Origin of the sequence: Nocardia sp. CNY236, assembly GCF_000482385.1 — a bacterium.
Lineage (GTDB): Bacteria > Actinomycetota > Actinomycetes > Mycobacteriales > Mycobacteriaceae > Nocardia.
The window spans coordinates 115,239-136,384 of the sequence record NZ_AXVD01000011.1 but is presented as its reverse complement, the minus strand read 5'-3'; the positions used below and the strand labels follow the sequence as shown (position 1 = coordinate 136,384).

Annotated in this window: 13 protein-coding genes; 9 read left to right on the top strand and 4 right to left on the bottom strand. The window is 65.9% G+C overall.

Going from position 1 to position 21,146, the window contains the following annotated elements; translation table 11 throughout:
• Nucleotides 1-15 precede the first annotated feature (15 nt).
• Together K940_RS0108975 and K940_RS0108970 are read left to right on the top strand one after the other, a co-directional pair.
• Nucleotides 16-3,717 (top strand): ABC transporter ATP-binding protein, encoded by a 3,702-nt coding sequence (locus K940_RS0108975; RefSeq protein ID WP_051407031.1) that lies wholly within the window; start codon nucleotides 16-18, stop codon nucleotides 3,715-3,717.
• A 106-nt stretch (nucleotides 3,718-3,823) separates the two neighbouring features.
• Nucleotides 3,824-7,660: a multifunctional oxoglutarate decarboxylase/oxoglutarate dehydrogenase thiamine pyrophosphate-binding subunit/dihydrolipoyllysine-residue succinyltransferase subunit gene (locus tag K940_RS0108970; protein WP_081706238.1), complete on the top strand. Its 3,837-nt coding sequence runs from the start codon at nucleotides 3,824-3,826 to the stop codon at nucleotides 7,658-7,660.
• A gap of 112 nt (nucleotides 7,661-7,772) precedes the next feature.
• Here K940_RS0108970 and K940_RS0108965 read toward each other — a convergent pair whose 3' ends face one another.
• Nucleotides 7,773-9,188, bottom strand: coding sequence for a nuclease-related domain-containing protein (locus K940_RS0108965; protein ID WP_028477251.1), 1,416 nt, complete (start codon nucleotides 9,186-9,188; stop codon nucleotides 7,773-7,775).
• A 494-nt stretch (nucleotides 9,189-9,682) separates the two neighbouring features.
• On the opposite strand from K940_RS0108965, the gene K940_RS0108955 reads away from it, so the two are divergent.
• The 3 genes from K940_RS0108955 to K940_RS0108945 all read left to right on the top strand — a co-directional run bounded on the left by K940_RS0108955 (nucleotide 9,683) and on the right by K940_RS0108945 (nucleotide 13,383).
• Entirely contained in the window at nucleotides 9,683-10,519 is an 837-nt protein-coding gene (locus tag K940_RS0108955) for an SDR family oxidoreductase (protein WP_028477249.1), read from the top strand.
• Between the two features lie 34 nt (nucleotides 10,520-10,553).
• Entirely contained in the window at nucleotides 10,554-11,471 is a 918-nt protein-coding gene (locus K940_RS0108950) for an alpha/beta hydrolase (protein WP_028477248.1), read from the top strand.
• 118 nt (nucleotides 11,472-11,589) lie between these two features.
• A complete protein-coding gene (locus K940_RS0108945; protein WP_028477247.1) occupies nucleotides 11,590-13,383 on the top strand; it encodes a long-chain fatty acid--CoA ligase in 1,794 nt (597 codons plus the stop codon).
• A 134-nt stretch (nucleotides 13,384-13,517) separates the two neighbouring features.
• Here the strand turns inward: K940_RS0108945 and K940_RS27560 are convergent, their stop codons facing one another.
• Together K940_RS27560 and K940_RS0108935 are read right to left on the bottom strand one after the other, a co-directional pair.
• Nucleotides 13,518-14,981, bottom strand: coding sequence for a DHA2 family efflux MFS transporter permease subunit (locus K940_RS27560; protein WP_036528066.1), 1,464 nt, complete (start codon nucleotides 14,979-14,981; stop codon nucleotides 13,518-13,520).
• Nucleotides 14,982-15,050: 69 nt separating this feature from the next.
• Entirely contained in the window at nucleotides 15,051-15,947 is an 897-nt protein-coding gene (locus K940_RS0108935) for a glycine betaine ABC transporter substrate-binding protein (RefSeq protein ID WP_028477246.1), read from the bottom strand.
• 219 nt (nucleotides 15,948-16,166) lie between these two features.
• On the opposite strand from K940_RS0108935, the gene K940_RS0108930 reads away from it, so the two are divergent.
• From K940_RS0108930 to K940_RS0108915, 4 genes are read left to right on the top strand one after another with little or no spacing between them, the layout of a single operon-like run.
• Nucleotides 16,167-17,051, top strand: a complete 885-nt coding sequence (locus tag K940_RS0108930) for an ABC transporter substrate-binding protein (protein ID WP_231390298.1) — start codon at nucleotides 16,167-16,169, stop codon at nucleotides 17,049-17,051.
• An 8-nt stretch (nucleotides 17,052-17,059) separates the two neighbouring features.
• Nucleotides 17,060-18,226: an ABC transporter ATP-binding protein gene (locus K940_RS27555; RefSeq protein WP_051407021.1), complete on the top strand. Its 1,167-nt coding sequence runs from the start codon at nucleotides 17,060-17,062 to the stop codon at nucleotides 18,224-18,226.
• A gap of 1 nt (nucleotide 18,227) precedes the next feature.
• Nucleotides 18,228-18,896: an ABC transporter permease gene (locus tag K940_RS0108920; protein ID WP_028477244.1), complete on the top strand. Its 669-nt coding sequence runs from the start codon at nucleotides 18,228-18,230 to the stop codon at nucleotides 18,894-18,896.
• A 16-nt stretch (nucleotides 18,897-18,912) separates the two neighbouring features.
• Complete coding sequence (locus K940_RS0108915) at nucleotides 18,913-19,617, top strand: ABC transporter permease (RefSeq protein WP_028477243.1); 705 nt, start codon at nucleotides 18,913-18,915, stop codon at nucleotides 19,615-19,617.
• A gap of 49 nt (nucleotides 19,618-19,666) precedes the next feature.
• Here K940_RS0108915 and K940_RS0108910 read toward each other — a convergent pair whose 3' ends face one another.
• Nucleotides 19,667-20,863 (bottom strand): NADP-dependent malic enzyme, encoded by a 1,197-nt coding sequence (locus K940_RS0108910; protein WP_028477242.1) that lies wholly within the window; start codon nucleotides 20,861-20,863, stop codon nucleotides 19,667-19,669.
• Between the last annotated feature and the right edge of the window lie 283 nt (nucleotides 20,864-21,146).

The window sequence follows — 21,146 nt, the reverse complement described above, 5'->3', positions numbered from 1 at the left end:
GAACTGGCAGGCGAAGTGGTCGGGGTCGGGAAGCCGGCGTGGATTCGCACGCTATGGGGCGAATGCCGACGACATCGGAGGATTCTCGCCGGTCTCGCAGCCGTGGTGCTCGGTGGCGCGGTCGTCGAAACCGCCGGACCACTGCTGACCAAGCGGGCGATCGACGCGGCGGGCCTGGGCGACACGGCCGCGATCGGCGCGGTCGCGGGACTGATCCTGGCGCTGGCCGTCGGTCGGTTCGCGGCGGGCTTCGGGCGGCGCTGGTTGGCCGGAAGGCTCTCGCTCGAAGTCCAGCACACGCTGCGAATCGATCTACTGGGCTCCTTGCAACGGCTCGACGGAACCGGACAGGACACCCTGCGCACCGGGCAGGTGGTATCGAGGTCGATCACCGATCTGCAGCAGGTACAGGGTCTGCTCGCAATGGCGCCCTTGTCCGGTATGGCGCTGTTGGAATTCGTGCTCGCCGCCGCGGTCATGGTCTGGCTGTCGGTGCCGCTGGCTGCGGTGGCGCTGCTGGTGGTCCCGGCCATCGGGCTGGTCGTCTATCGCACGCGACCACGGCTACACGCGGCTACCTGGTCGGCACAACAGCGCGCGGCCGACCTCGCCCAGCACGTCGAGGAAACGGTAACCGGCGTGCGGGTGGTCAAAGGTTTCGGCCAGGAATCGAGAATGATCGATCTGCTGGAGCGGCACGGCCGGACTCTTTTCGCCGAGCGGATGCGCGTGGCAAAGATCGATGCGAGGTTCGCACCCACGGTCGCGACTATTCCCCAACTGGGAATGGTCGCGGTGATCGCCCTCGGCGGGTTGCTCGCGCTGCGCGGCAGCATCGGGATGGGTACCTTCGTCGCGTTCGCCGCGTACGTCGCGGTCATGACCTCGACCGCGCGCATCCTGTCGTCGGTGGTGGTGATGGCGCAACTGACCCGAGCGGCAGCCGAGCGCGTGTTCGAGGTGATCGACACCACACCGGTCATCACCGAACCACCACGCCCGGAGGATGTTCCGAGCGGACCCCTCGGCATCGAGATCGACGCCCTCACCTTCGGTTTCGACCCCGGACAACCCGTCCTGCGCGACATCGACCTGCGGATTCGCCCTGGCGAAACTGTCGCGGTCATCGGCCCCGCAGGCTCGGGCAAATCGACTCTGGCGCTGCTGCTCCCCCGGTTCTACACCCCGGATTCCGGTGCCATCCGACTGTTCGGCGAGCGAGCCCGGGCGATCGACATCGCCGAGTTTCGCTCCGCCGATCTGCGCGCGGCCGTCGGCGTCGTCTTCGACGAACCCTTCCTGTTCTCCGACACCATTGCCGCCAATATCGCGCTGGGCAACCCGCATGCGACCGACGAGGAGATCCGACAGGCAGCCACACGCGCCGCGGCCCACGACTTCATCGCCGAGTTGCCCGACGGATACGACACCGTGGTCGGCGACCGCGGTCTGACTCTGTCCGGCGGGCAACGGCAGCGCATCGCACTGGCGCGAGCGCTGTTGGCGCGCCCACGCATTCTGGTGCTCGACGACGCCACCTCGGCAGTGGACGCGGTTACCGAGGCCGCGATCTTCGACGGGCTCTCCGACCGCGAGACACGCACCACGCTGATCCTGGCACATCGAGAATCGACACTCGCCCACGCCGACCGGGTGATCCGACTGCCCGCGCCCACTCGAACCTCCGGCCCTGGGGCGGAAGCGGTAGCCACCAGGCTCTCCACCGATCCGACACACACTCGTCCGACCGTCGGCGGCTCGTTCGACGCGCCGACGACGGTGGGCGCAACACCCGAACTGCGGCGCACGATCGAAAGCCTGCCGCCCGCCACGGAACAGCCGCATTCGGATGCGCGGCAGTTTCGCGAACCCGATCCGGGTTTTCGGCTCGGCCGCATGCTGCACCCGGTGCGTGGGCTGGTCGCGGCGGTGATGGCGCTACTGGCCGCGGACGCGGTGATCGGCATCTCGTTCCCACCGCTGGTGCGCTACGCGATCGACGGCGGGGTGCTCGCCGGCGACGCCGAAGTCGTACTTCGCGCGACCGCCCTGGGAGCGATCCTCGCCGCGGCCGGCTGGGTCGTCGGCGTGGCAACGACCGTGCTGACCGCCCGCACCGGAGAACGGGTGCTGTTCACTTTACGAGTGCGCAGCTTCGCCCACCTGCAGCGGCTCGGGTTGGACTACTACGAACGAGAGTTGTCCGGGCGCATCATGACTCGGATGACGACCGACGTCGACGCATTGTCGACGTTTCTGCAAACCGGAGTGGCGACCACCCTGGTCGGCCTACTCACACTGACCGGAATCACGGTGGCACTGTGCGTCATCGACCTCACGCTGGCTGCGGCGGTGCTGGCCACCGTGCCCGCACTGGTGATCGCGACGGCACTGTTCCGACGAGTGTCCTCCACCTCGTACACGATCTCCCGAGAGCGCGTGTCCGCGGTCAATGCCGATTTCCACGAGAATGTCGCAGGACTGCGCGCGGTGCAGGCGAATCGACACGAGCCGCGGGCGGCGCGGCGTTTCGCGGAGTACTCCCGCCGCTACCGCGACAGCCGGCTGCGGGCACAGCGGGCAATCGCGCTGTACTTCGCATTCGTCGGCGGATGGGCAGACGTGGCGCTGGCCGCGGTGGTGTTCTTCGGGGCCCGCGAAGTAGCCGCTGGAGCGACCAGCACGGGAACTCTGATCGCGTTCGTGTTGTACCTGCAGCTGTTGTTCGGGCCGATCCTGCAGCTGTCGCAAGCATTCGACAGCTACCAGCAGGCCAGGGTGGGCCTTCGCCGAATCGGGCAGCTGCTGCGTACGCCCTCTTCGATCGGCGCCGATCCGGTCGACCCGGTGCCGATCACGAACCGGCTGTCCGGCGATATCGTTCTCGACGACGTGCGCTTCCGCTATACGGGAAGCCGGATTCCGGCGTTGGACGGAGTCAGCCTGCATATCCCGGCGGGGTCCACCCTGGCGCTGGTCGGTCCTACCGGTGCAGGCAAGTCGACAGTGGTCAAGGTGCTGGCGCGGCTGTACGACCTGCCTGCGGACCCGCCGCACGCCCCGACTGGCGACGCAACACCGACGCAGGGCCACGAATCCGGCGCAATCCGTGCGGGCGGTACAGATATCCGCGACTTCCGCCTCGCCGACTACCGCTCCCGGCTCGGTATCGTCCCGCAGGAAGCTCACCTGTTCGCCGGCGACGTAGCGAGCAACATAAAATTCGGACAACCATTTGCGGATGCCGAACAAGTCGCCGCGGCCGTCGCCGCGGTGGGCGCGACGGAGACGATCGCTTCCTTGCCGCTGGGGTTGGCTCAACCTGTCGGCGAGCGCGGTCGTGGCCTGTCGGCAGGGCAACGTCAGCTGATCGCCCTGGCACGGGCCGAACTGGTCGCACCGGACGTGCTGTTGCTCGATGAGGCGACCGCGACGCTGGATCCGGATTCCGAGGCATCTGTGCTGGCAGCGAGCCGATCGCTGAGCCGCGACCGGACGACGGTGATCGTGGCGCACCGCCTGAACACCGCCGCGCGCGCCGACCGAATCGCCGTGGTAGACCATGGGCGGATCGTCGAATTCGGTCGCCATGACGAGCTGCTCGCGGCCGGGGGGACCTACGCCCGACTATGGGAAGCGGCCGGGACGACCGAGGGAATATTCTCGAGGACCGACGGGTCGTCACCTATGCGGTTGGGGGTGTCGGACGGTCAGTGAGTCCGTCGGTAGGCCACTGGGCCTATTCTCGGAGGGGGGCGCATCGGCGGGCACCAGCCGAGCCCTGTGCCGGGCACGTCACAAACGTCGCAGCGCGAAGAACGAAATGAGGCGAACACCTGCTGTGAGCAGCTCAACTTCCCAGTTCGGACAGAACCAGTGGCTCGTCGACGAGATGTATCAGAGGTTCAAACAGGACCCCTCGTCGGTCGACGAGAGCTGGCACGAGTTCCTGGCCGACTACACGCCAGACGCGAGTGGCGAATCCGGCAACAGTCAGACCGCTGCCACGCAGGCGTCTCCTGCCTCGGCACCGACCACCACCACGGCACCCACCCCGACGCCCCCCACTGGTTCTCCCGCAGCGCGCACGGGCGCGCCCACACCGTCCGCTCCTTCGGCTCCCCCGCCTGCAGCCGCCGCTCCCGTGGCGTCGAAGCCAGCCGCTCCGGTCACCCCGCCGCCCGGCGTCCGGGCGCCCGCGAGCGCCCGCGCCCCACAGACCACTCCGGCGCCGTTGTCGAACGCCGCGCCCACGTCCGGTCCGAGGAGTGCCAGTGCCGCCACCGACGAGGCCACCGTGCTCCGTGGCGCCGCCGCGGCCGTGGCGAAGAATATGGCCGCGTCGCTGAGCATCCCCACCGCAACCAGCGTGCGTGCCATCCCCGCCAAGCTGATGATCGACAACCGCCTGGTCATCAACAACCATTTGGCCCGTACCCGGGGCGGCAAGATTTCTTTCACCCATCTGCTCGGCTACGCCATCGTGCAGGCGGTCGAAGCCTTCCCGAACATGAATCGGCACTATGCCGAGATCGACGGCAAGCCCAACGCGGTCACCCCGGCGCACACCAATCTCGGCCTCGCGATCGATCTGCCCGGCAAAGGCGGAAACCGCTCGCTGGTCGTCGCGGCCATCAAGGGTTGCGAGTCGATGACGTTCGGACAGTTCCACACCGCCTACGAGGATGTCGTCCGCCGTGCCCGCGACGGCAAACTGACCGCCGAGGACTTCGCCGGCGTCACCATCTCGTTGACCAATCCGGGCACCATCGGCACCGTGCACTCGGTGCCCCGCCTGATGAACGGCCAAGGCGCGATCATCGGCGCGGGAGCAATGGAGTATCCGGCCGAATTCCAGGGCATGAGTGACGAGCGGATCGCGGAATTCGGTGTCGGCAAGCTGATGACCCTGACCTCCACCTACGACCACCGCATCATCCAGGGTGCGGAATCCGGCGACTTTCTGCGCACCATTCATCAGTTGCTGATCTCCGACGACTTCTTCGACGAGATCTTCCACGGCTTGGGTGTGCCCTACGAGCCCGTCCGCTGGCGCAAGGACATCCGCGAACGCGGCGTGGACAAGAGTGCACGAGTCCTGGAGATGATCGCCGCCTACCGCAACCGCGGCCACCTGATGGCCGACACCGACCCACTGCAGCTGATCAAAGACAAGTTCCGCAGCCATCCCGACCTGGATGTCACGCAGCACGGCCTGACGTTGTGGGACCTGGATCGTGCATTCGCCGTCGCGGGCTTCCACGGCCAAGAGCGGATGAAGTTGCGCGATGTCCTGTCCATTCTGCGCGATGCCTACTGTCGCCATATCGGTGTCGAGTACACCCACATCCTGGATCCGGAGCAGTTGGAGTGGATTCAGGACCGGGTCGAGCAGAAGCACGTCAAACCGACCATCGGACAACAGAAGTACATTCTGAACCGGCTGAACGCGGCGGAGGCATTCGAGACCTTCCTCCAGACGAAATACGTCGGGCAGAAGCGGTTCTCGCTCGAGGGCGCCGAGGCCGTCATACCGATGATGGACGCAGTGATCGACCAGTGCGCCGAGCATGCTCTCGACGAGGTGGTCATCGGTATGCCACACCGTGGTCGGCTCAACGTGCTGGCCAATATCGTCGGCAAACCCTATTCGAAGATCTTCACCGAGTTCGAGGGCAATATGAACCCGGCCGCCACTCACGGCTCGGGCGATGTGAAGTATCACCTCGGCGCGCACGGCACCTACCTGCAGATGTTCGGCGACAACGACATCGAGGTCTCCTTGACCGCCAATCCCTCGCACCTGGAAGCGGTGGATCCGGTTCTGGAAGGTCTGGTCCGCGCCAAGCAGGATCTGCTGGACAAAGGAGACGGGCCGGGAGGCTACTCGGTGGTGCCGTTGATGTTGCACGGTGATGCCGCATTCGCCGGCCAAGGCGTGGTCGCCGAGACGCTGAACATGTCGGGGCTGCGCGGCTATCGGGTCGGCGGCACCATTCACATCGTGGTGAACAACCAGATCGGCTTCACCACCGCTCCGGAGAACAGCCGCTCCACCGAATACTCCACCGATATCGCAAAGTTCATCGGTGCACCGATCTTCCACGTGAACGGGGACGATCCGGAGGCATGCGACTGGGTGGCGCGTCTGGCGGTCGATTACCGGCAGAAGTTCCGCAAGGATGTCGTCATAGACATGATCTGCTACCGTCGCCGCGGCCACAACGAAGGTGACGACCCGTCGATGACCCAGCCGTACATGTACGACGTGATCGACACCAAGCGCTCGGTCCGTAAGGCATACACCGAGAGTCTGATCGGGCGTGGCGACATCTCGCTGAAAGAAGCCGAGGACGCGCTGCGTGACTACCAGGGCCAGCTGGAGCGGGTGTTCAACGAGGTCCGTGAACTGGAGAAGTACTCGCCCGAGCCGAGCGAATCGGTCGAAGGCGACCAGCCACGGCCGGGCGCCGTCGCGACGGCCGTGGACAAGGCGGTCCTCCAGCGCATCGGTGACGCTTTTCTCGATGTCCCCGACGGGTTCAATGTGCACCCGCGCGTCAAGCCGGTGCTGGAAAAGCGTCGCGACATGGCCTACGAGGGCAAGATCGACTGGGCCTTCGCCGAACTGCTCGCATTCGGCACGCTGATCGACGAGGGCCGTACGGTGCGCCTCACCGGACAGGACTCACGCCGCGGCACGTTCACGCAGCGGCATGCGGTCATCATCGACCGGAAGACCGCCAAGGAGTACACACCGCTGCACACCATCAGCGCCGAGCGACCGGGGTGGTTCGCGGTGCACGACTCGGCCCTGAGCGAATTCGCCGCCGTCGGCTTCGAATACGGGTATTCCCTGGGCAACCCCAATGCGCTGGTGTTGTGGGAAGCCCAGTTCGGTGACTTCGTCAATGGCGCGCAGCCGATCATCGACGAGTTCATCTCCTCCGGTGAAGCCAAATGGGGCCAGTTGTCCGACGTGGTGCTCCTGTTGCCGCATGGGCACGAAGGCCAGGGCCCGGACCATACGTCCGGGCGTATCGAGCGCTTCCTCCAGCTGTGCGCAGAAGGTTCGATGACCGTCGCAGTGCCATCCACTCCGGCCAACTACTTCCATCTGCTGCGCCGGCACGCGCTGGATGGTATTCGCCGACCCCTGATCGTGTTCACGCCGAAGTCGATGCTGCGGAACAAGGCCGTGATCTCGGATCTGAAAGACTTCACCGAGAGCGAGTTCCACCCGGTGTTCGACGAGCCTGCCTACGAACAGGGCATCGGCGACCGCGGCAAGGTCGAACGCATCCTCATGACCAGCGGGAAGCTCTACTACGAACTGATCGCGGAGAAGGCCAAGCGCAAGCGTGAGGACATCGCCGTCGTGCGGATCGAGCAACTCTACCCGCTGCCCGCCGACCATCTGAGCACAGCGCTCAACGGCTACCCGAATGCCACCGAGGCGGTCTGGGTTCAGGAGGAACCGGCCAACCAGGGCGCCTGGCCGTTCTTCGGCCTCAACCTACCGGAGGTTCTCCCCCGGCACCTCGGGCCGCTGCGCCGCATCTCCCGCCGCGCCATGTCGGCTCCGTCCTCGGGCTCGAGCAAGGTCCACGCGGTGGAGCAGGCAGAGATCATCGCGGAGGCCTTCGAACCGACCGTCTGACCCACCTTCCCACGACGCCGCTGGGCCCGATCGCATGCACGAATTCGACGATTCGGCCCGGCGGCGTTGTTCTACCTGCCGCGGAGCTCGGGTCCGACGGCTCCGCCCCGAATCAGCAATCGTCGAGCAGTGGCAGACACAGCGGCAGCAATTCCAGCTGGGGTTGTGTTTGGGTAGTCGGTGGCGCGGACGTGACGACCACCCCGGCGGTCGCTGGCGCCGGTGGCTGTCGCACCGCGTCGTCGGAGGGGGTCGAGCGCGCAGCCGACAGCAGCCAGATCACGCCGGCAACAAGCGCGATCAGCACCACCGCTGCGATCTGCTGGAGACGATGACGACCCATCCGCGGTCGCTGGGTCGGGCCATGGGAGCGGCGCCCCGGCACCGCGAACCGTCGCCGAAGATCCCCGATTCGTGGTCGCCGAGTGACATCGAATCGTGCGGCGCCGCGCCGCACGGTGTCCGCACCTTCGACCGTCGCGGTCGATGCCACCGGCGCGTCCGGCACAGGCGCGGATTCAGCAGCGTGCACGGACTCACCGTGAACGGACCGAGCCTGCGCGGGCTCGGCGTGAACGGACCGAGCATGCGCGGGCTCGGAGTGTGCCGGCACGTGCCGATCGGTATCGGTTTCGATCCACGACGACCACTGGTCGGTAAAGGGCGACGACTGTGGTCGCCCCGACACCGACGTCTCCGGGGCGATGGGTACCGACGTCTCCGGGTCGATGGGTACCGACGTCTCCGGGTCGATGGGTACCGACGTCTCCGGGTCGATGGGTTCGGAACGGTCCGACGACTCGGAGGCATCTACCGCATCCGAACCATCGGCCGCAGACGGGTTCGCCCCGAGATCCTCGCTGCCGGGCGTCACCGGCGTCGCGTTCAACGCCTGTTCTCGCGGAAAGCCGTCGCCGACCAGCTCGTCGACAGTGACCTCTTCGGCCAGATTCAACGCACCGAGCAGCATATGCACGCGCTCGGCGCTCCAGACGAGCCGGCGGGTGGCGGTATCGCGGAACCAGGAGCGTAGCTCGTCAGGGGTGGACCCGAGCACCACGCCGCAACCGTGTCGCTGTGACTGCACCTGCACCGAGATCGTCGATTCCTTGGGCGGGACCACGACGACCAAGCCATCAACGAAGGCGGTAGCGAGAAACGTGCGCACCAGTTCCTTCAAGTTGAAGACATTGGTGGTCACCTGATCGAACGGGCTGCCGTCGTGCTCGCGCACGCGAATCGGATCACCGTCGAAACCGGACAACCGCCACCGCCCGTTGGCCTGTACCAGCAGTACACCGGAGGTGGCCGCCGGCGCGATCCCTTTCACCTCGACGACGACCGCGGATGTCGGGGTGATCACGACGAGATCGGCTTCCTGCGCCTCGCGTCGGCCGTTGCGATCGGGCAGATAGCACCCCGAGATCGCCAATCCCACGAGGGCGTGCGGTCCGGTCCAGGTGCGCATCCAGTCGAGCACTCGCCGCTCGGATCGCGACATCATTGTGCGTTCGTTGATGACCAGCATCGGCGGCCGCCTCCATCGAGTCGTGCATGTCGACCACTCGACGGTATTCGGCGTGGTGTGCGGTCGAGAATTCGAAAGGCACTGTAACAGCTGGGCTTTGGCGGCATAAGGGCGCGTCCCGTCGTTGCCGGGGCAGCGTCGATGCGCCCCGAGCGGCGAGCCGATCGCGCCCCGACCGGCGAGCCGATCGCGCTGCGGCCCTCCGATCTGTGGTCGGCGCCGGGTGTCGCTGCGATCACGGATCGCTTCTCGAGTCGCGGGCAATCCCGACCGTCGACCGCTCTGACCTGCGTACGCTGGAGGAATGCCCGACACGCCGGAGTCGACGACGCTCAACCGGCCCGGCGATATGGCGGGCGCTGCGACCTCGACCTCGCGTCGGTGTAACGACAGCACCGGCCGCTCGATCTTCGCGCTGCGCCGGCCGACCGCGATAGCGCGACCCGGCGCCGCGACATATCCATATCTGGTCCAGAACACGAGGTGGTGGCGCAGTGAACAACAAGGACAGCTACTTCGAGAACAAGGTCTGTGTGATCACCGGGGCAGGTGGCGGGATCGGGCGTGAACTGGCGACGAATCTGGCCGGACGTGGCGCGAAACTCGCGCTCTCCGACATCGAGCCCGAGGAGCTGGCCGAGACTGCCCGCCAGTGCGAACGACGCGGCGCCGAGGTCACCGTCGATCGGTTGAATGTCGTCGAGCGTGCAGACGTGCAGCGTTATGCGGACGAGGTGAAAGCACGGTATGGCACCGCGCACCAGATCTACAATATCGCGGGCGTCGCCCACCACGGCGAAGTGATCCGTTCGGAGTTCAAGCACTTCGAGCGGACCATGGACGTCGATTTTTGGGGCGTGCTCAATGGCACCAAGGCGTTTCTGCCCCTGTGCATCGAATCGGGGGCAGGTCATATCGTCAACATGTCCAGCATATTCGGCCTGTCGCCATGCCCCAATCTGAGCGCGTACGTCGCGGCGAAGTTTGCCGTGCGAGGCTTCACCGAGTCGCTGCGTGTGGAGATGTTGGTGGCTCGATACCCGGTCAAGGTCACGGTCGTGCACCCGGGCGGCGTGCAGACGCCGATCGCGTCGCGTAGCACGACCTACGTCGAGGGAGCCGACCGCGAGAAGTTGATCGCGGGATTCGATCGGTTGATGACCCCGACTACTCCCGAAGCGGCGGCACAGAAGATCATCGAGGGCGTGCGTAAAGGCCGCCCGCGGGTGGTGGTCGGCTGGGATGCCCGGGCGGTGGACGTCCTCACCCGAGTCGCCCCGCTGACCGTTCAGCGTGCTGCCAGCATTGTCGCGCGCTACGTTCTTCCTTGAACTGCGATTCGACAGCTGTGATTCGAGGATTACGATGCGGGACCTCAACCTGCCGCTGCCCGTCACGCGGGCGATGCTGCGTCCGATCTTCTGGGCGATACTGAACGCGCGCTTGCCCTTTCCAGCGCAACGGACCCTGTTCGAGGCGGTGTCACGCGCGCAGCCGATACCCGAAGGCGCCATGGTGCGACAGATGCGTCTGGGTGGCCGAGCCGCCGAGCGGATCAGCTTCGAGGACACCGCAGACGACGGCGCCGTGCTGTATCTACACGGTGGCGGGTACACCATCGGCTCGATCACCACACACCGCACGCTGGCAGCCCGGCTCGCACGCGAGGCCGGGTTCGCGGTGTACATCCTGGACTACCGGCTCGCCCCCGAACATCCCTACCCGGCGGCACTCGACGACGCCGAGGCTGCGTTCGTGGACTTGATGGCGCTCACGGGATGTCGCTCGGAACAGATCGCCATCTCCGGCGATTCCGCGGGCGGCGGCCCCGCGCTGGGCCTGGCGCAACGCTTGGTCACCCACCATGGGTGCACCCCGGCCGGACTCGGCCTGATCGCACCCGTGACCGATCCCACCCGGATCCCCGACGGCGCGCGGGAGCTGGTGCTCAACGTGCCGTGGATGCGTGCCTGCGCAACCGCCTACGTGGGCGATGGTGACCCCGCCGACCCCCGTTTCGCTCCATTGCTCGGCGAGATGCGTGGCCTTCCGCCCACCTATGTACAGGTCGACGTCAGCGAACTGCTGCACGGTCAGTGTGTCGATCTCGTCGCCGCACTGCGCGCGGCAGATGTGCCCGTACGCTACACCGAAACCCGCGGGATGTGGCACGTCGCGCAGTTACAAGCCGCGCTGACCGCGCCAGCCGCCACATTGGTGCGCGAACTCGGGCAGTTCCTGCGCAGTGTGATTCGAATGGCTGACCTGCAGGAACTAGACTAACCGACAGACCGATCGGTACAAAGCGGTGATGTTCGAAGCCGATTACCGTGGTTGACCTCACGGCCCTGGCACAGGTGTCGTAGATTACTGACGAGTAAACCCACGTGGAAGGGCACTGATGCGAGAGTTCGAAGTCCCGGCTTCCTACACCATTCCGGATGACGCGAACAGTTCCGACACCGTCTTCCGTCACGCCGAACAGTCGCCGGACATGGTGGTGTTCAACGTACCGAACAGTGGCGGCGGCTGGCGCGACGTCACAGCCGCCGAATTCGCGAAGACCGTGACCGAGGTGGCCAAAGGCCTCATCGCCTCTGGTCTCGAACTCGGCCAGCGGGCTGCGATCATGGCCCCGACTCGATACGAGTGGACCGTCCTCGACTTCGCCATCTGGGCCGCGGGCGGCTGCACCGTCGCGATCTACGACAGCTCCTCCGCCGAGCAGGCGGAGTGGATCCTGCAGGACTCGACGACCACGCTGCTGGTTGTGGACAACGACAGGCACCGCAAGGTCATCGATGAGATCCAGCCCGGTGCGCTGCCGAATCTGCGAGAGATCCTGCAGATCGACCAGGGCGCTGTGGACGAACTGATCGCCCGTGGCGCCGATGTGGACGACCAGGTGCTTCGAGACCGCCGTGCCCAGGTCGGCGCACAGTCACCGGCTACCCTGATCTACACCTCGGGCACCACGGGTCGCCCCAAGGGGGTCATGCTGACCCACTCGAATCTCTACGCCGAATCCGCCGCAGCCCGCGCCGCATTGCACAATTTCGTGGCCGAGGGCAGGAAGACCCTCATGTTCCTGCCGCTGGCGCACATTTTCGCGCGGATCATCGGGCTGACCGCGTTCGAAGCGAAGGTGATCGTCGCACACACCGCCGACTGGTCCACCCTCGTCGAGCAATTCGCAAGCTTCAAGCCCGACTTCATCCTTTCGGTGCCACGCGTGTTCGAGAAGGTGTTCAACAGCGCCAAACAGAAAGCCTACGACGACGGCAAAGGCAAGATCTTCGATGCCGCGGCGAGCACGGCCATCGCCTGGAGCGAAGCCGTGGACAATGGCGGCCCCGGGTTGGCGCTGAAGCTGAAGCACACGCTGTTCGACAAGCTGGTCTACAGCAAACTGCGTGCCGCCCTCGGCGGCAAGTGTGAGACGGCCGTCTCCGGCGGAGGCCCGCTCGGCGCCCGCCTCGGTCACTTCTTCCGAGGCATCGGGGTAACGATCTACGAAGGCTACGGCCTGACCGAGACCAGCGCCGCCGCCACGGTGAACACCCCCGAACACAACCGCGTCGGAACGGTTGGGCGACCGCTCGCCGGCCATGCCGCCAAGATCGCCGACGATGGCGAATTGCTGTTGCGCGGCGAAGTTGTGTTCGGCGGATACTGGGGCAACTCCGAGGCCACCGAGGATGCGTTCGAGGATGGCTGGTTCAAGACCGGTGACCTCGGCGCCATCGATGCGGACGGTTTCATCACCATCACCGGCCGCAAGAAGGAGATCATCGTCACCGCCGGCGGGAAGAACGTCTCCCCCGCGCTGCTCGAGGATTCGCTTCGGGCGCATCCGCTGATCAGTCAGGTGATGGTGGTGGGTGATGGTCAGCCGTTCATCGGTGCGTTGATCACGCTCGACCCCGAAGCATTGCCCGGGTGGAAGCAGCGCCACGGTGTGCCCGACGACACTCCCATCGAGAAGCTCGTCGAGCAGCCCGACCTGATCGCCGAGATAGACACCGCGGTGACCGAGACCAACAAGAAGGTCTCGCACGCCGAGCAGATCAAGAAGATCCGCATACTGAGCACCGACTGGACTCAGGAGACCGGCGAACTCACCCCGAAGATGTCGCTCAAGCGCGCGGTCGCCATGAAGAAGTACGCCGACGACGTCGCGAAGATCTACGGCTGACCACACACCGCGGCGCGCCCACCGGTGCCCGCCCCGCAGACCATTTCACCTGCGCGGGCGGGTGCTGGGTCTTCGCGGCGGGTGCTGGGTCTTCGCGGCGGGAGCTGGGTCTTCGCGGCGGGAGCTGGGTCGCGTCAACTCGAACCGCGACTCGCTCGCGCAACCTCGCGCTCGGAATCGAAGGCGAAGCTGTGCCCGACCAGCAGCGCCGATGCGGCCGCGCCCAATAGCAAGATGCCTGCAGGCAGCACAGTGGATTGACCGAGCGCACTACCGAAGGCGGTCTTGACCGAATCCGGAATTGTTGCTTCCTCGACCAGCGGGCCGCCGCCCACTCCATTGGCCGTCATGCGGGCCGCGATCAGCGCGCTGATTGCGGCGCTGCCGAGTACCGAACCGCCCTGGCGCATGGTGTTGTAGACGCCGGAGCCCGCCCCGGCCTGCCGCACCGGTAGGTCGTGCATCGCGGTGGCTGTCAACCTAGCCCAGATGCATGCATTACCGAAACCGGCCAATCCGCTGGCGACCGCATACCAGACCAATGACGAGTCCGGCTGCATCAATGCCGCGAACCAGAGCACCGAAATGGCGAACAGGGAGAAGCCGAGAGTGGGCACCACTCGCGGATGCACACGATCGGCAAGTTTGCCGATCACTGGCGATGCGAGGCCGACGATGACCGCATTCGGCGCCAAGAGCAACGCCGACATCGTCGACGACATCCCTCGCACAGCTTGTAGATAGAAGTACACAGGCACCATCACCGCTGTCGCCGCCGCGCCCATCGCGGCAATAGCGGCACTTGCCAATGCAAAGTTGCGATCGCGGAACAGACTCAGCGGCATCAAAGGCTCCCTGGTGTGGCGCGCCTGGTGCACCACGAATGATCCGAGCACGAGCACGCCCATGCCGATCACCAGCCAGATGCGCAAGGACCAGTCGTGGTCGGCGCCTTCCTGGACGCCGTAGACGAGCAGGAACATCCCGACGCCACTGAGCAACATGCCGGGAACGTCGAAAGTGTGCGTGTGGGTCGGCAGCGCAGGCACCAGCCTGACTACCAATCCGAAAGCGACTACACCGACCGGAACGTTCACGATGAAGATCCATTCCCAACCGAGTCGGTCGACCAGCACTCCCCCGAGGAGGGGACCGGTCAACGTGGCCAGACCTGCCACTCCACCGCCCACCCCCAGCGCCGCACCCCGTCGGTCCGGCGGAAAAGTCCTGGTGATGACCGCCATGGTTTGCGGTGTCATCAATGCCGCGCCGACGCCCTGCGCCGCACGGGCCGCAATCAACATAACGATGCTGCCGGACAATCCGCACCACAGCGAAGCACCGGTGAACACGGCCAGCCCGATCAGGTAGATGTTCTTCGGACCGAATCGATCACCCAGTCTACCGGTAACCAGCAACGGCACCGCATAGGTGAGCAGATACGCACTGGTGACCCAGATCACCTGCGAAACATCTGCGTGCAGGCTGGCCATGATCGCCGGATTGGCGACCGCGACGATCGTCACATCCAGCAAAAGCATGAAAAAGCCGACGACCAGCGCGAAGAGCGCAGGCCAGGGATTGCGATTGGTGGACATGGTTGTCATCTCCACTACGAGCCTCGCCGGCTGCTAGCGCCGGAACGCCCAGTTCCTGCCTACCACTGGCTACAACCTGTGCGCGTCCAGCCAAGCCCGCGCACTGTCCTCTGGTGAGGCGCCGCGATCGCGCACTCGCACGACCATTCGAGTCAGTTCCGCGGTGGTCAGCTCACCCGCAACGTAGTTCAGCTTCGTGATCTGCCGATGGTCGAGCAACCCTCTCCGAAACAGCGGTAGCACGTTTTGCGCCCGCACGCAATAATCTTCATCCGACAACACGGTCAGCCCATCGATCTCGGTGGGAGCGAGCTCGGTCAGAACGGTCACGAGACCGATCTGGACCGTGCCGTCCAACAGTGCCGCACGTAGCGCCGACAGGTCGCTGAAAGCCACTGTAGTCGTGAACTCACATCCGGCGATCCGATCGCGCACGGCTGGGTCGGGCAGCAAACCCGGCGCCGAAACCACGCCGAGGGTCGAGTCGCCACAGCGCGCAGTAAGGTCCCTGACCGAGCGCACGGCGGCGCCGTGTGTTGCCTGCCGAGCAGGTAGCAGGACGCGCGGCCGTAGATCGGCGCTCTCGGCGATATCGCCGACCACGAGTCCCGGGGGCAGGGCAGCGCTCACCGCCGAAGCGACGGCCTTCGGCAGCTGGTCGCGAGCACGGTCGTTGAAATGGGTCAGCAATGGGCCGGTGTGTTCGCCGACCAGGTGCACCCGACCCGCATCGAGCGCGGCAAGATATTCGGAACGATCACCCAGACGGGTGACCACCTCGGTGCGCGCGCCGGCCCGCTCCAACGCGCCCGCGTAGATCTCGGCCAGGACGACGGACTCCGCGGAGTCGCCCGCACCAACTGCGATCAGCGTGCCTGGTTCGGTGTTTCCGCAGGAAGCAATCAGTAGCACGGACACGAAGACCAGAAATCGAGCCAGCACCCGCTGGGACGCAACGACCACCATCCGGTGTTACCAACCCTCCGACGAACGGACACGGACAACAGAAGCACCCGGAACCGGGCAGTATGGATACCCAGAATGTACCGGCGGCCGCCCGATCCCATCCCGTGCACCGCTCGTCATGCCGGAAGGACCCTTGTGACACCCACCCACACTCCCGAGCGACGCACCGCGTCGACGGCCGCCCGCATCCACGTCGTGGCAATAGCCCTCGCCATCGCGATGATCCTTTCCGCCTGTGGTGATTCCGACCCGCTCGCCGCAGACGGCACGTGTTCGGGACCGGGGCTGGTCGTCGGCTCGGCCAACTTCCCGGAGTCCGAGACCGTCGCCCTCGCGTACGCGGAGGCTCTGCGCGTCAACGGATTCGATGTCGAGACCAAGCTCGGCATCGGTAGCCGCGAAGCTTATATCCCCGCGGTGCGACAGTGCGCTATCTCGGTGATCCCCGAGTACACCGGCAATCTGCTGCAGTACCTGGACCAGAATGCCACTGCCACCACCGCCGACGAGGTCGAGAAGGCACTCGGCGCGGCGCTCGGCTCCGACCTGACCATCGGCACGCCCGCGCCCGGCCAGGATTCCGACGCCGTCGTGGTCACCCGGGCCACCGCCGAACGCTGGAATCTACGCACCATCGGCGACCTCGCCGAGCACTCGGCCGGGGTGACCTTCGGTGCACCTGCCGAATTCCAGGAACGCGCAGGCGGTTTGCCTGGCCTGCGGAAGAACTACGGCCTCGAGATCTCCGTGGAGAACTTCGTGCCGATCGCCGACGGCGGCGGTCCCGCAACCGTGCGCGCACTGGTCGAGGGCCAGCTGACCGCGGCCAACATCTTCACCACCTCGCCCGCCATCGCCCAGTACGACCTGGTCGTGTTGGAGGACCCGAAGCACAATTTCCCCGCGCAGAACATCGTCCCGCTGTTCAACACGGCCGAGCACTCCGACCGTGCCCGCGCCGCACTGGATGCGGTGTCGGCCGTGCTCACCACCGACGAACTGATCGAGTTGAACGAAGCGGTGTCCGGTCCGAGCAAGACCGAACCCGAGGTCGCTGCCAAGGCCTGGATAGCCGCACAGGGACTGAACACACCGATCGACTAGGGAAAACGTTGTCCGATATCGAGTTCTCCCGCGTCAGCAAGACGTATCCGGGCCGCACCCGCGCAGTCGACAACCTCGACCTGCGCATCGAATCCGCCTCGTTCACGGTGTTCGTCGGCCCGTCCGGCTGTGGAAAGACCACCTCGATGCGGATGATCAACCGGATGATCGTCCCCAGCTCCGGCACGATATCCATCGCCGGGAAGGACATCGCGACCGTCGACCCGGTGCGGCTACGCCTCGGTATCGGGTACGTCATCCAAAACGGTGGCCTACTCCCACACCGAACGGTCATCGACAATGTGGCGACGGTTCCGGTGCTGCGCGGCGACACGCGGCGTGCTGCTCGTGCCGCCGCGCTGGAGGTACTCGACCGCGTGGGCCTGGACCGGTCGCTGGCGCGACGATATCCCGCGCAACTGTCCGGCGGTCAACAACAGCGGGTCGGCGTGGCACGGGCACTGGCCGCGGACCCACCCATCCTGCTGCTGGACGAGCCGTTCAGTGCCGTGGACCCCGTGGTGCGCGCGGAACTCCAGGTCGAAATGCAAAGGCTACAAGCGCAACTGCACAAAACCATCGTATTCGTCACGCACGATATCGACGAGGCGATCACTCTCGGCGACCGGGTAGCGGTGTTCGGCCACGGCGGGGTTGTCCAGCAATACGATTCGCCACGCCGCCTGCTCGCCCAGCCGGCCACCGATTTCGTCGCCGACTTCGTCGGCCGCGACCGTGGCTACCGCGGATTGTCCTTTCGCTCCGCGAGCGAGGTGGCGCTGCACGAGATCCGCTCGGTCGACATCGACGATGTGATCGGGCTCCGGCTGGACGTCGGCGAATGGGCGCTGGTGGTCGACGCCGAGGGGAAACCCGTCGGATGGGTTGACGAAGCCGCCGTCGCAGAGGTTCGCACAGGGCAGCCGCCGACTCGGTGCATGCTGGCCGGCGGCTCACTGTTCACCCCGGTCGGAGACCTGCGCCAAGCGTTGGATGCCGCCATCTCTTCACCGTCCGGGATCGGGGTGGCCGTCGACGAGGCCGGTCTGGTTCGCGGCGGTGTGCTGGCCGCCGACGTTCTCGAGCTCCTGGCCGGCCAGCGCGCGCGGGAGAACTCTCGACGGCATCGGCGGTGCGCCACATCGGACGCGACGCACCGCGACGTCGGAGAATGACATGAGCTATCTGACCACCAATTTCACGGAAGTCCTCGAGCTCACCGGGACCCACCTCCATCTCGCGCTGACGCCGCTGCTCGTGGCGCTGGTGATCGCGATTCCGGTGGGCGCACTGGTGCGGCGCAGATCGTGGCTACGGCGGATCACGGTGACCGCGGCGAGCCTGGCCTACACCATCCCCTCACTGGCGCTGTTCGTGATCATTCCGCCGGTGGTGGGGATTTCGGCGATCGACCCGCTGACCGTGCTCATCGCGCTCACCATCTATTCCGCAGCACTGCTGACGATCGCGGTCCCGGCAGCGCTGGATTCGGTGCCGGCCAGTGTGCTCGACGCGGCCGACGCGGTCGGGCACAGCGCCCTGCGCCGCGTGCTCACCGTGGAGATGCCACTGGCCATCCCGGTGTTCGTATCGAGTCTTCGGGTGGTCGTGGTGGCCAATATCGCAATGGTGTCGGTGGGATCGCTGATCGGTGTCGGCGGGTTGGGCAAGTTGTTCACGCAGGGGTATCAGCGTGACTATCCGGAGGAGATCGTGACCGGCGTGATCATGACGCTCGCGCTGGCGCTGATCGCCGACCGCATCGTGTATGCCCTCGGCCGCTGGGCCACGCCTTGGATATCCGCGGGCGCCCGGGGCGCGCAACCCCGAGGCACGGCGTCATGAGCGCAGGCACGGCGTCATGAGCGTTTTCCTCGATGCCTGGCATTACTTTGCCGAGGGCGCCAATTGGCGCGGCCCGGCGGGTATCGGTACCCGGATCATCCAGCATCTGTACTACAGCGTCGTCACCGTCGCCGTCTCCGCCGTGATTGCAGTGCCGCTCGGGCTGCTCATCGGCCATATCAGGCGTGGTGCGGCGATGCTCGTCGGCTTCGCCAACGCGATGCGCGCCCTGCCCACTCTCGGACTACTGACCTTTTTGGTGTTGCTTCTGGGGTTGGGCCCGATCCCGCCATTGCTGGCGTTGGTCACGGTCGGTGTTCCACCATTGCTGGCCGGCGCGTATGCCGGAATGGCCAATGTCGCGACCGATGTCGTGGACTCCTCGCGGGCGATGGGCATGACCGAACGCCAGATCCTCCTGCAGGTGGAGCTGCCCAATGCACTGCCCGTGCTGCTCACCGGCCTGCGCAGCGCCACACTTCAGGTCGTGGCCACTGCCACGATCGCCGCGTACGTGAACCTCGGTGGTCTCGGCCGATTCATCTTCGACGGCATCAGCCTCTACCGGTACGACCGCGTTCTGGTGGGTGCGCTTCTCGTTGCGATCCTGGCGATGCTGCTGGACGGCGTGCTCGCATTCGCGGTATGGGCCAGTGCACCGGGAACCGGCCGGCTGACCCGTCCGTCACGCCCGACGGGCGAAGTTGCCTCGACCCGCTAGGCGCCTCCGACCCGCTAGGCGCCTCCGACCGGCTGGACTTCTCGACCCGCTAGACGATGCCCTCGGCCACGGCGGCAGCTGCCACCGCCTCGGCGACCGCAGGAGCCACCCGTGGATCCAGGGGACTGGGCACGATCTTGTCCGGGCCGAGCTCGTCGGCGACGACACCGAGGATGGCCTCGGCGGCGGCGATCTTCATGCCTTCACTGATCCGCCGAGCACCGGCGTCCAGGGCTCCCTTGAAGACCCCGGGAAACGCGAGCACATTGTTGATCTGGTTCGGGAAATCGCTGCGTCCGGTGGCAACGATCGCGGCGTGCTGGCGAGCCGTATCCGGGTGGATCTCCGGGTCCGGGTTCGACATGGCGAACACGATCGACTCCGGTGCCATCGAGGCGATGAGCTGCTCACCGATCCGACCAGCCGACAGGCCCAGGAACACATCCGCGCCGGCCAATGCCTCGGGCGCCCCGCCGGTACGGCCCCGTGGGTTGGTCCGACCCGCCAATTCCGCCTTGACGTCATTGAGATCGTCGCGATCGGCACTCACGATGCCTTTGGAGTCGAGCACGGTGACGTCGCGAAGGCCCGCCGCGAGCAGAATGTTCGCGCATGCGATGCCGGCTGCACCCGCCCCGGACACCACCACCTTCATCCCCTCGATGCCGCGACCCTGGACTGCGGCAGCACCATTGAGCGCAGCGAGCACCACGATGGCGGTGCCGTGTTGATCGTCGTGCATCACCGGGCAGTCCAACGCCTCGATCACCCGCTGCTCGATTTCGAAACAGCGAGGTGCCGAAATGTCCTCCAGATTGACTGCACCGAAGCTGTGCCGCAGGCGGATCAGCGTCTCGACGATCTCGTCGACGTCCTTGGTGTCCAGCACGATCGGAATCGAGTCCAGGCCGGCGAACTTCTTGAACAGCGCGGCCTTGCCCTCCATCACCGGCAACGACGCGCGCGCACCGATATCCCCCAAGCCGAGCACGGCGCTGCCGTCGCTGACCACGGCTACGAGCCGGTCGGTCCAGGTATAGCGCTTGGCCAGCGCCGCGTCTTCCGCAATGGCCCGGCTGACCCGAGCAACACCTGGGGTGTAGGCGATCGACAGATCGCGCTGGGTCTCCAACGGTGCACTGAGTTCCACCGAAAGTTTGCCACCGAGATGTCCGGCGAAAACTTCGTCGCCGGTGATTTCGGAAAGACTTGTGGTGGCATTCGGTGCGTCAGTCACAGGTGACACGATTTCACTCCTGCTCGGGTCGGGCTAAACCGGAGGACGGTTACCACCGGGTAATTGATATCAAGCGTTCACTGTGCTCGGCGGGCGCGCTGACCAGGGTGTTCGATGTCGTTTCGAATGTCGCGTGCCGACATCTGGAACGACATGGCGCGGCGCTGATCCGCGAAGCAAGAACCGGGCAGGTGGGCCCGGACACGACATGCGGTGTGATCCCTCGGCCGCTACGGTATGTCGCGATGCGGAGATCTCCGTATCTTCCCTACCCGGCGGTGGCGAAGGCAAG

Excerpts from the sequence above, each read along its gene's own strand:
- K940_RS0108915 (WP_028477243.1), top strand. The coding sequence starts at position 18,913 with ATGAGCGTTTTCCTCGATGCCTGGCATTACTTTGCCGAGGGCGCCAAT.
- K940_RS0108950 (WP_028477248.1), top strand. The coding sequence starts at position 10,554 with ATGCGGGACCTCAACCTGCCGCTGCCCGTCACGCGGGCGATGCTGCGT.
- K940_RS0108935 (WP_028477246.1), bottom strand. The coding sequence starts at position 15,947 with ATGGTGGTCGTTGCGTCCCAGCGGGTGCTGGCTCGATTTCTGGTCTTC.
- K940_RS0108920 (WP_028477244.1), top strand. The coding sequence starts at position 18,228 with ATGAGCTATCTGACCACCAATTTCACGGAAGTCCTCGAGCTCACCGGG.
- K940_RS0108930 (WP_231390298.1), top strand. The coding sequence starts at position 16,167 with ATGATCCTTTCCGCCTGTGGTGATTCCGACCCGCTCGCCGCAGACGGC.
- K940_RS0108965 (WP_028477251.1), bottom strand. The coding sequence starts at position 9,188 with ATGCTGGTCATCAACGAACGCACAATGATGTCGCGATCCGAGCGGCGA.
- K940_RS0108945 (WP_028477247.1), top strand. The coding sequence starts at position 11,590 with ATGCGAGAGTTCGAAGTCCCGGCTTCCTACACCATTCCGGATGACGCG.
- K940_RS27560 (WP_036528066.1), bottom strand. The coding sequence starts at position 14,981 with ATGTCCACCAATCGCAATCCCTGGCCTGCGCTCTTCGCGCTGGTCGTC.
- K940_RS0108970 (WP_081706238.1), top strand. The coding sequence starts at position 3,824 with ATGAGGCGAACACCTGCTGTGAGCAGCTCAACTTCCCAGTTCGGACAG.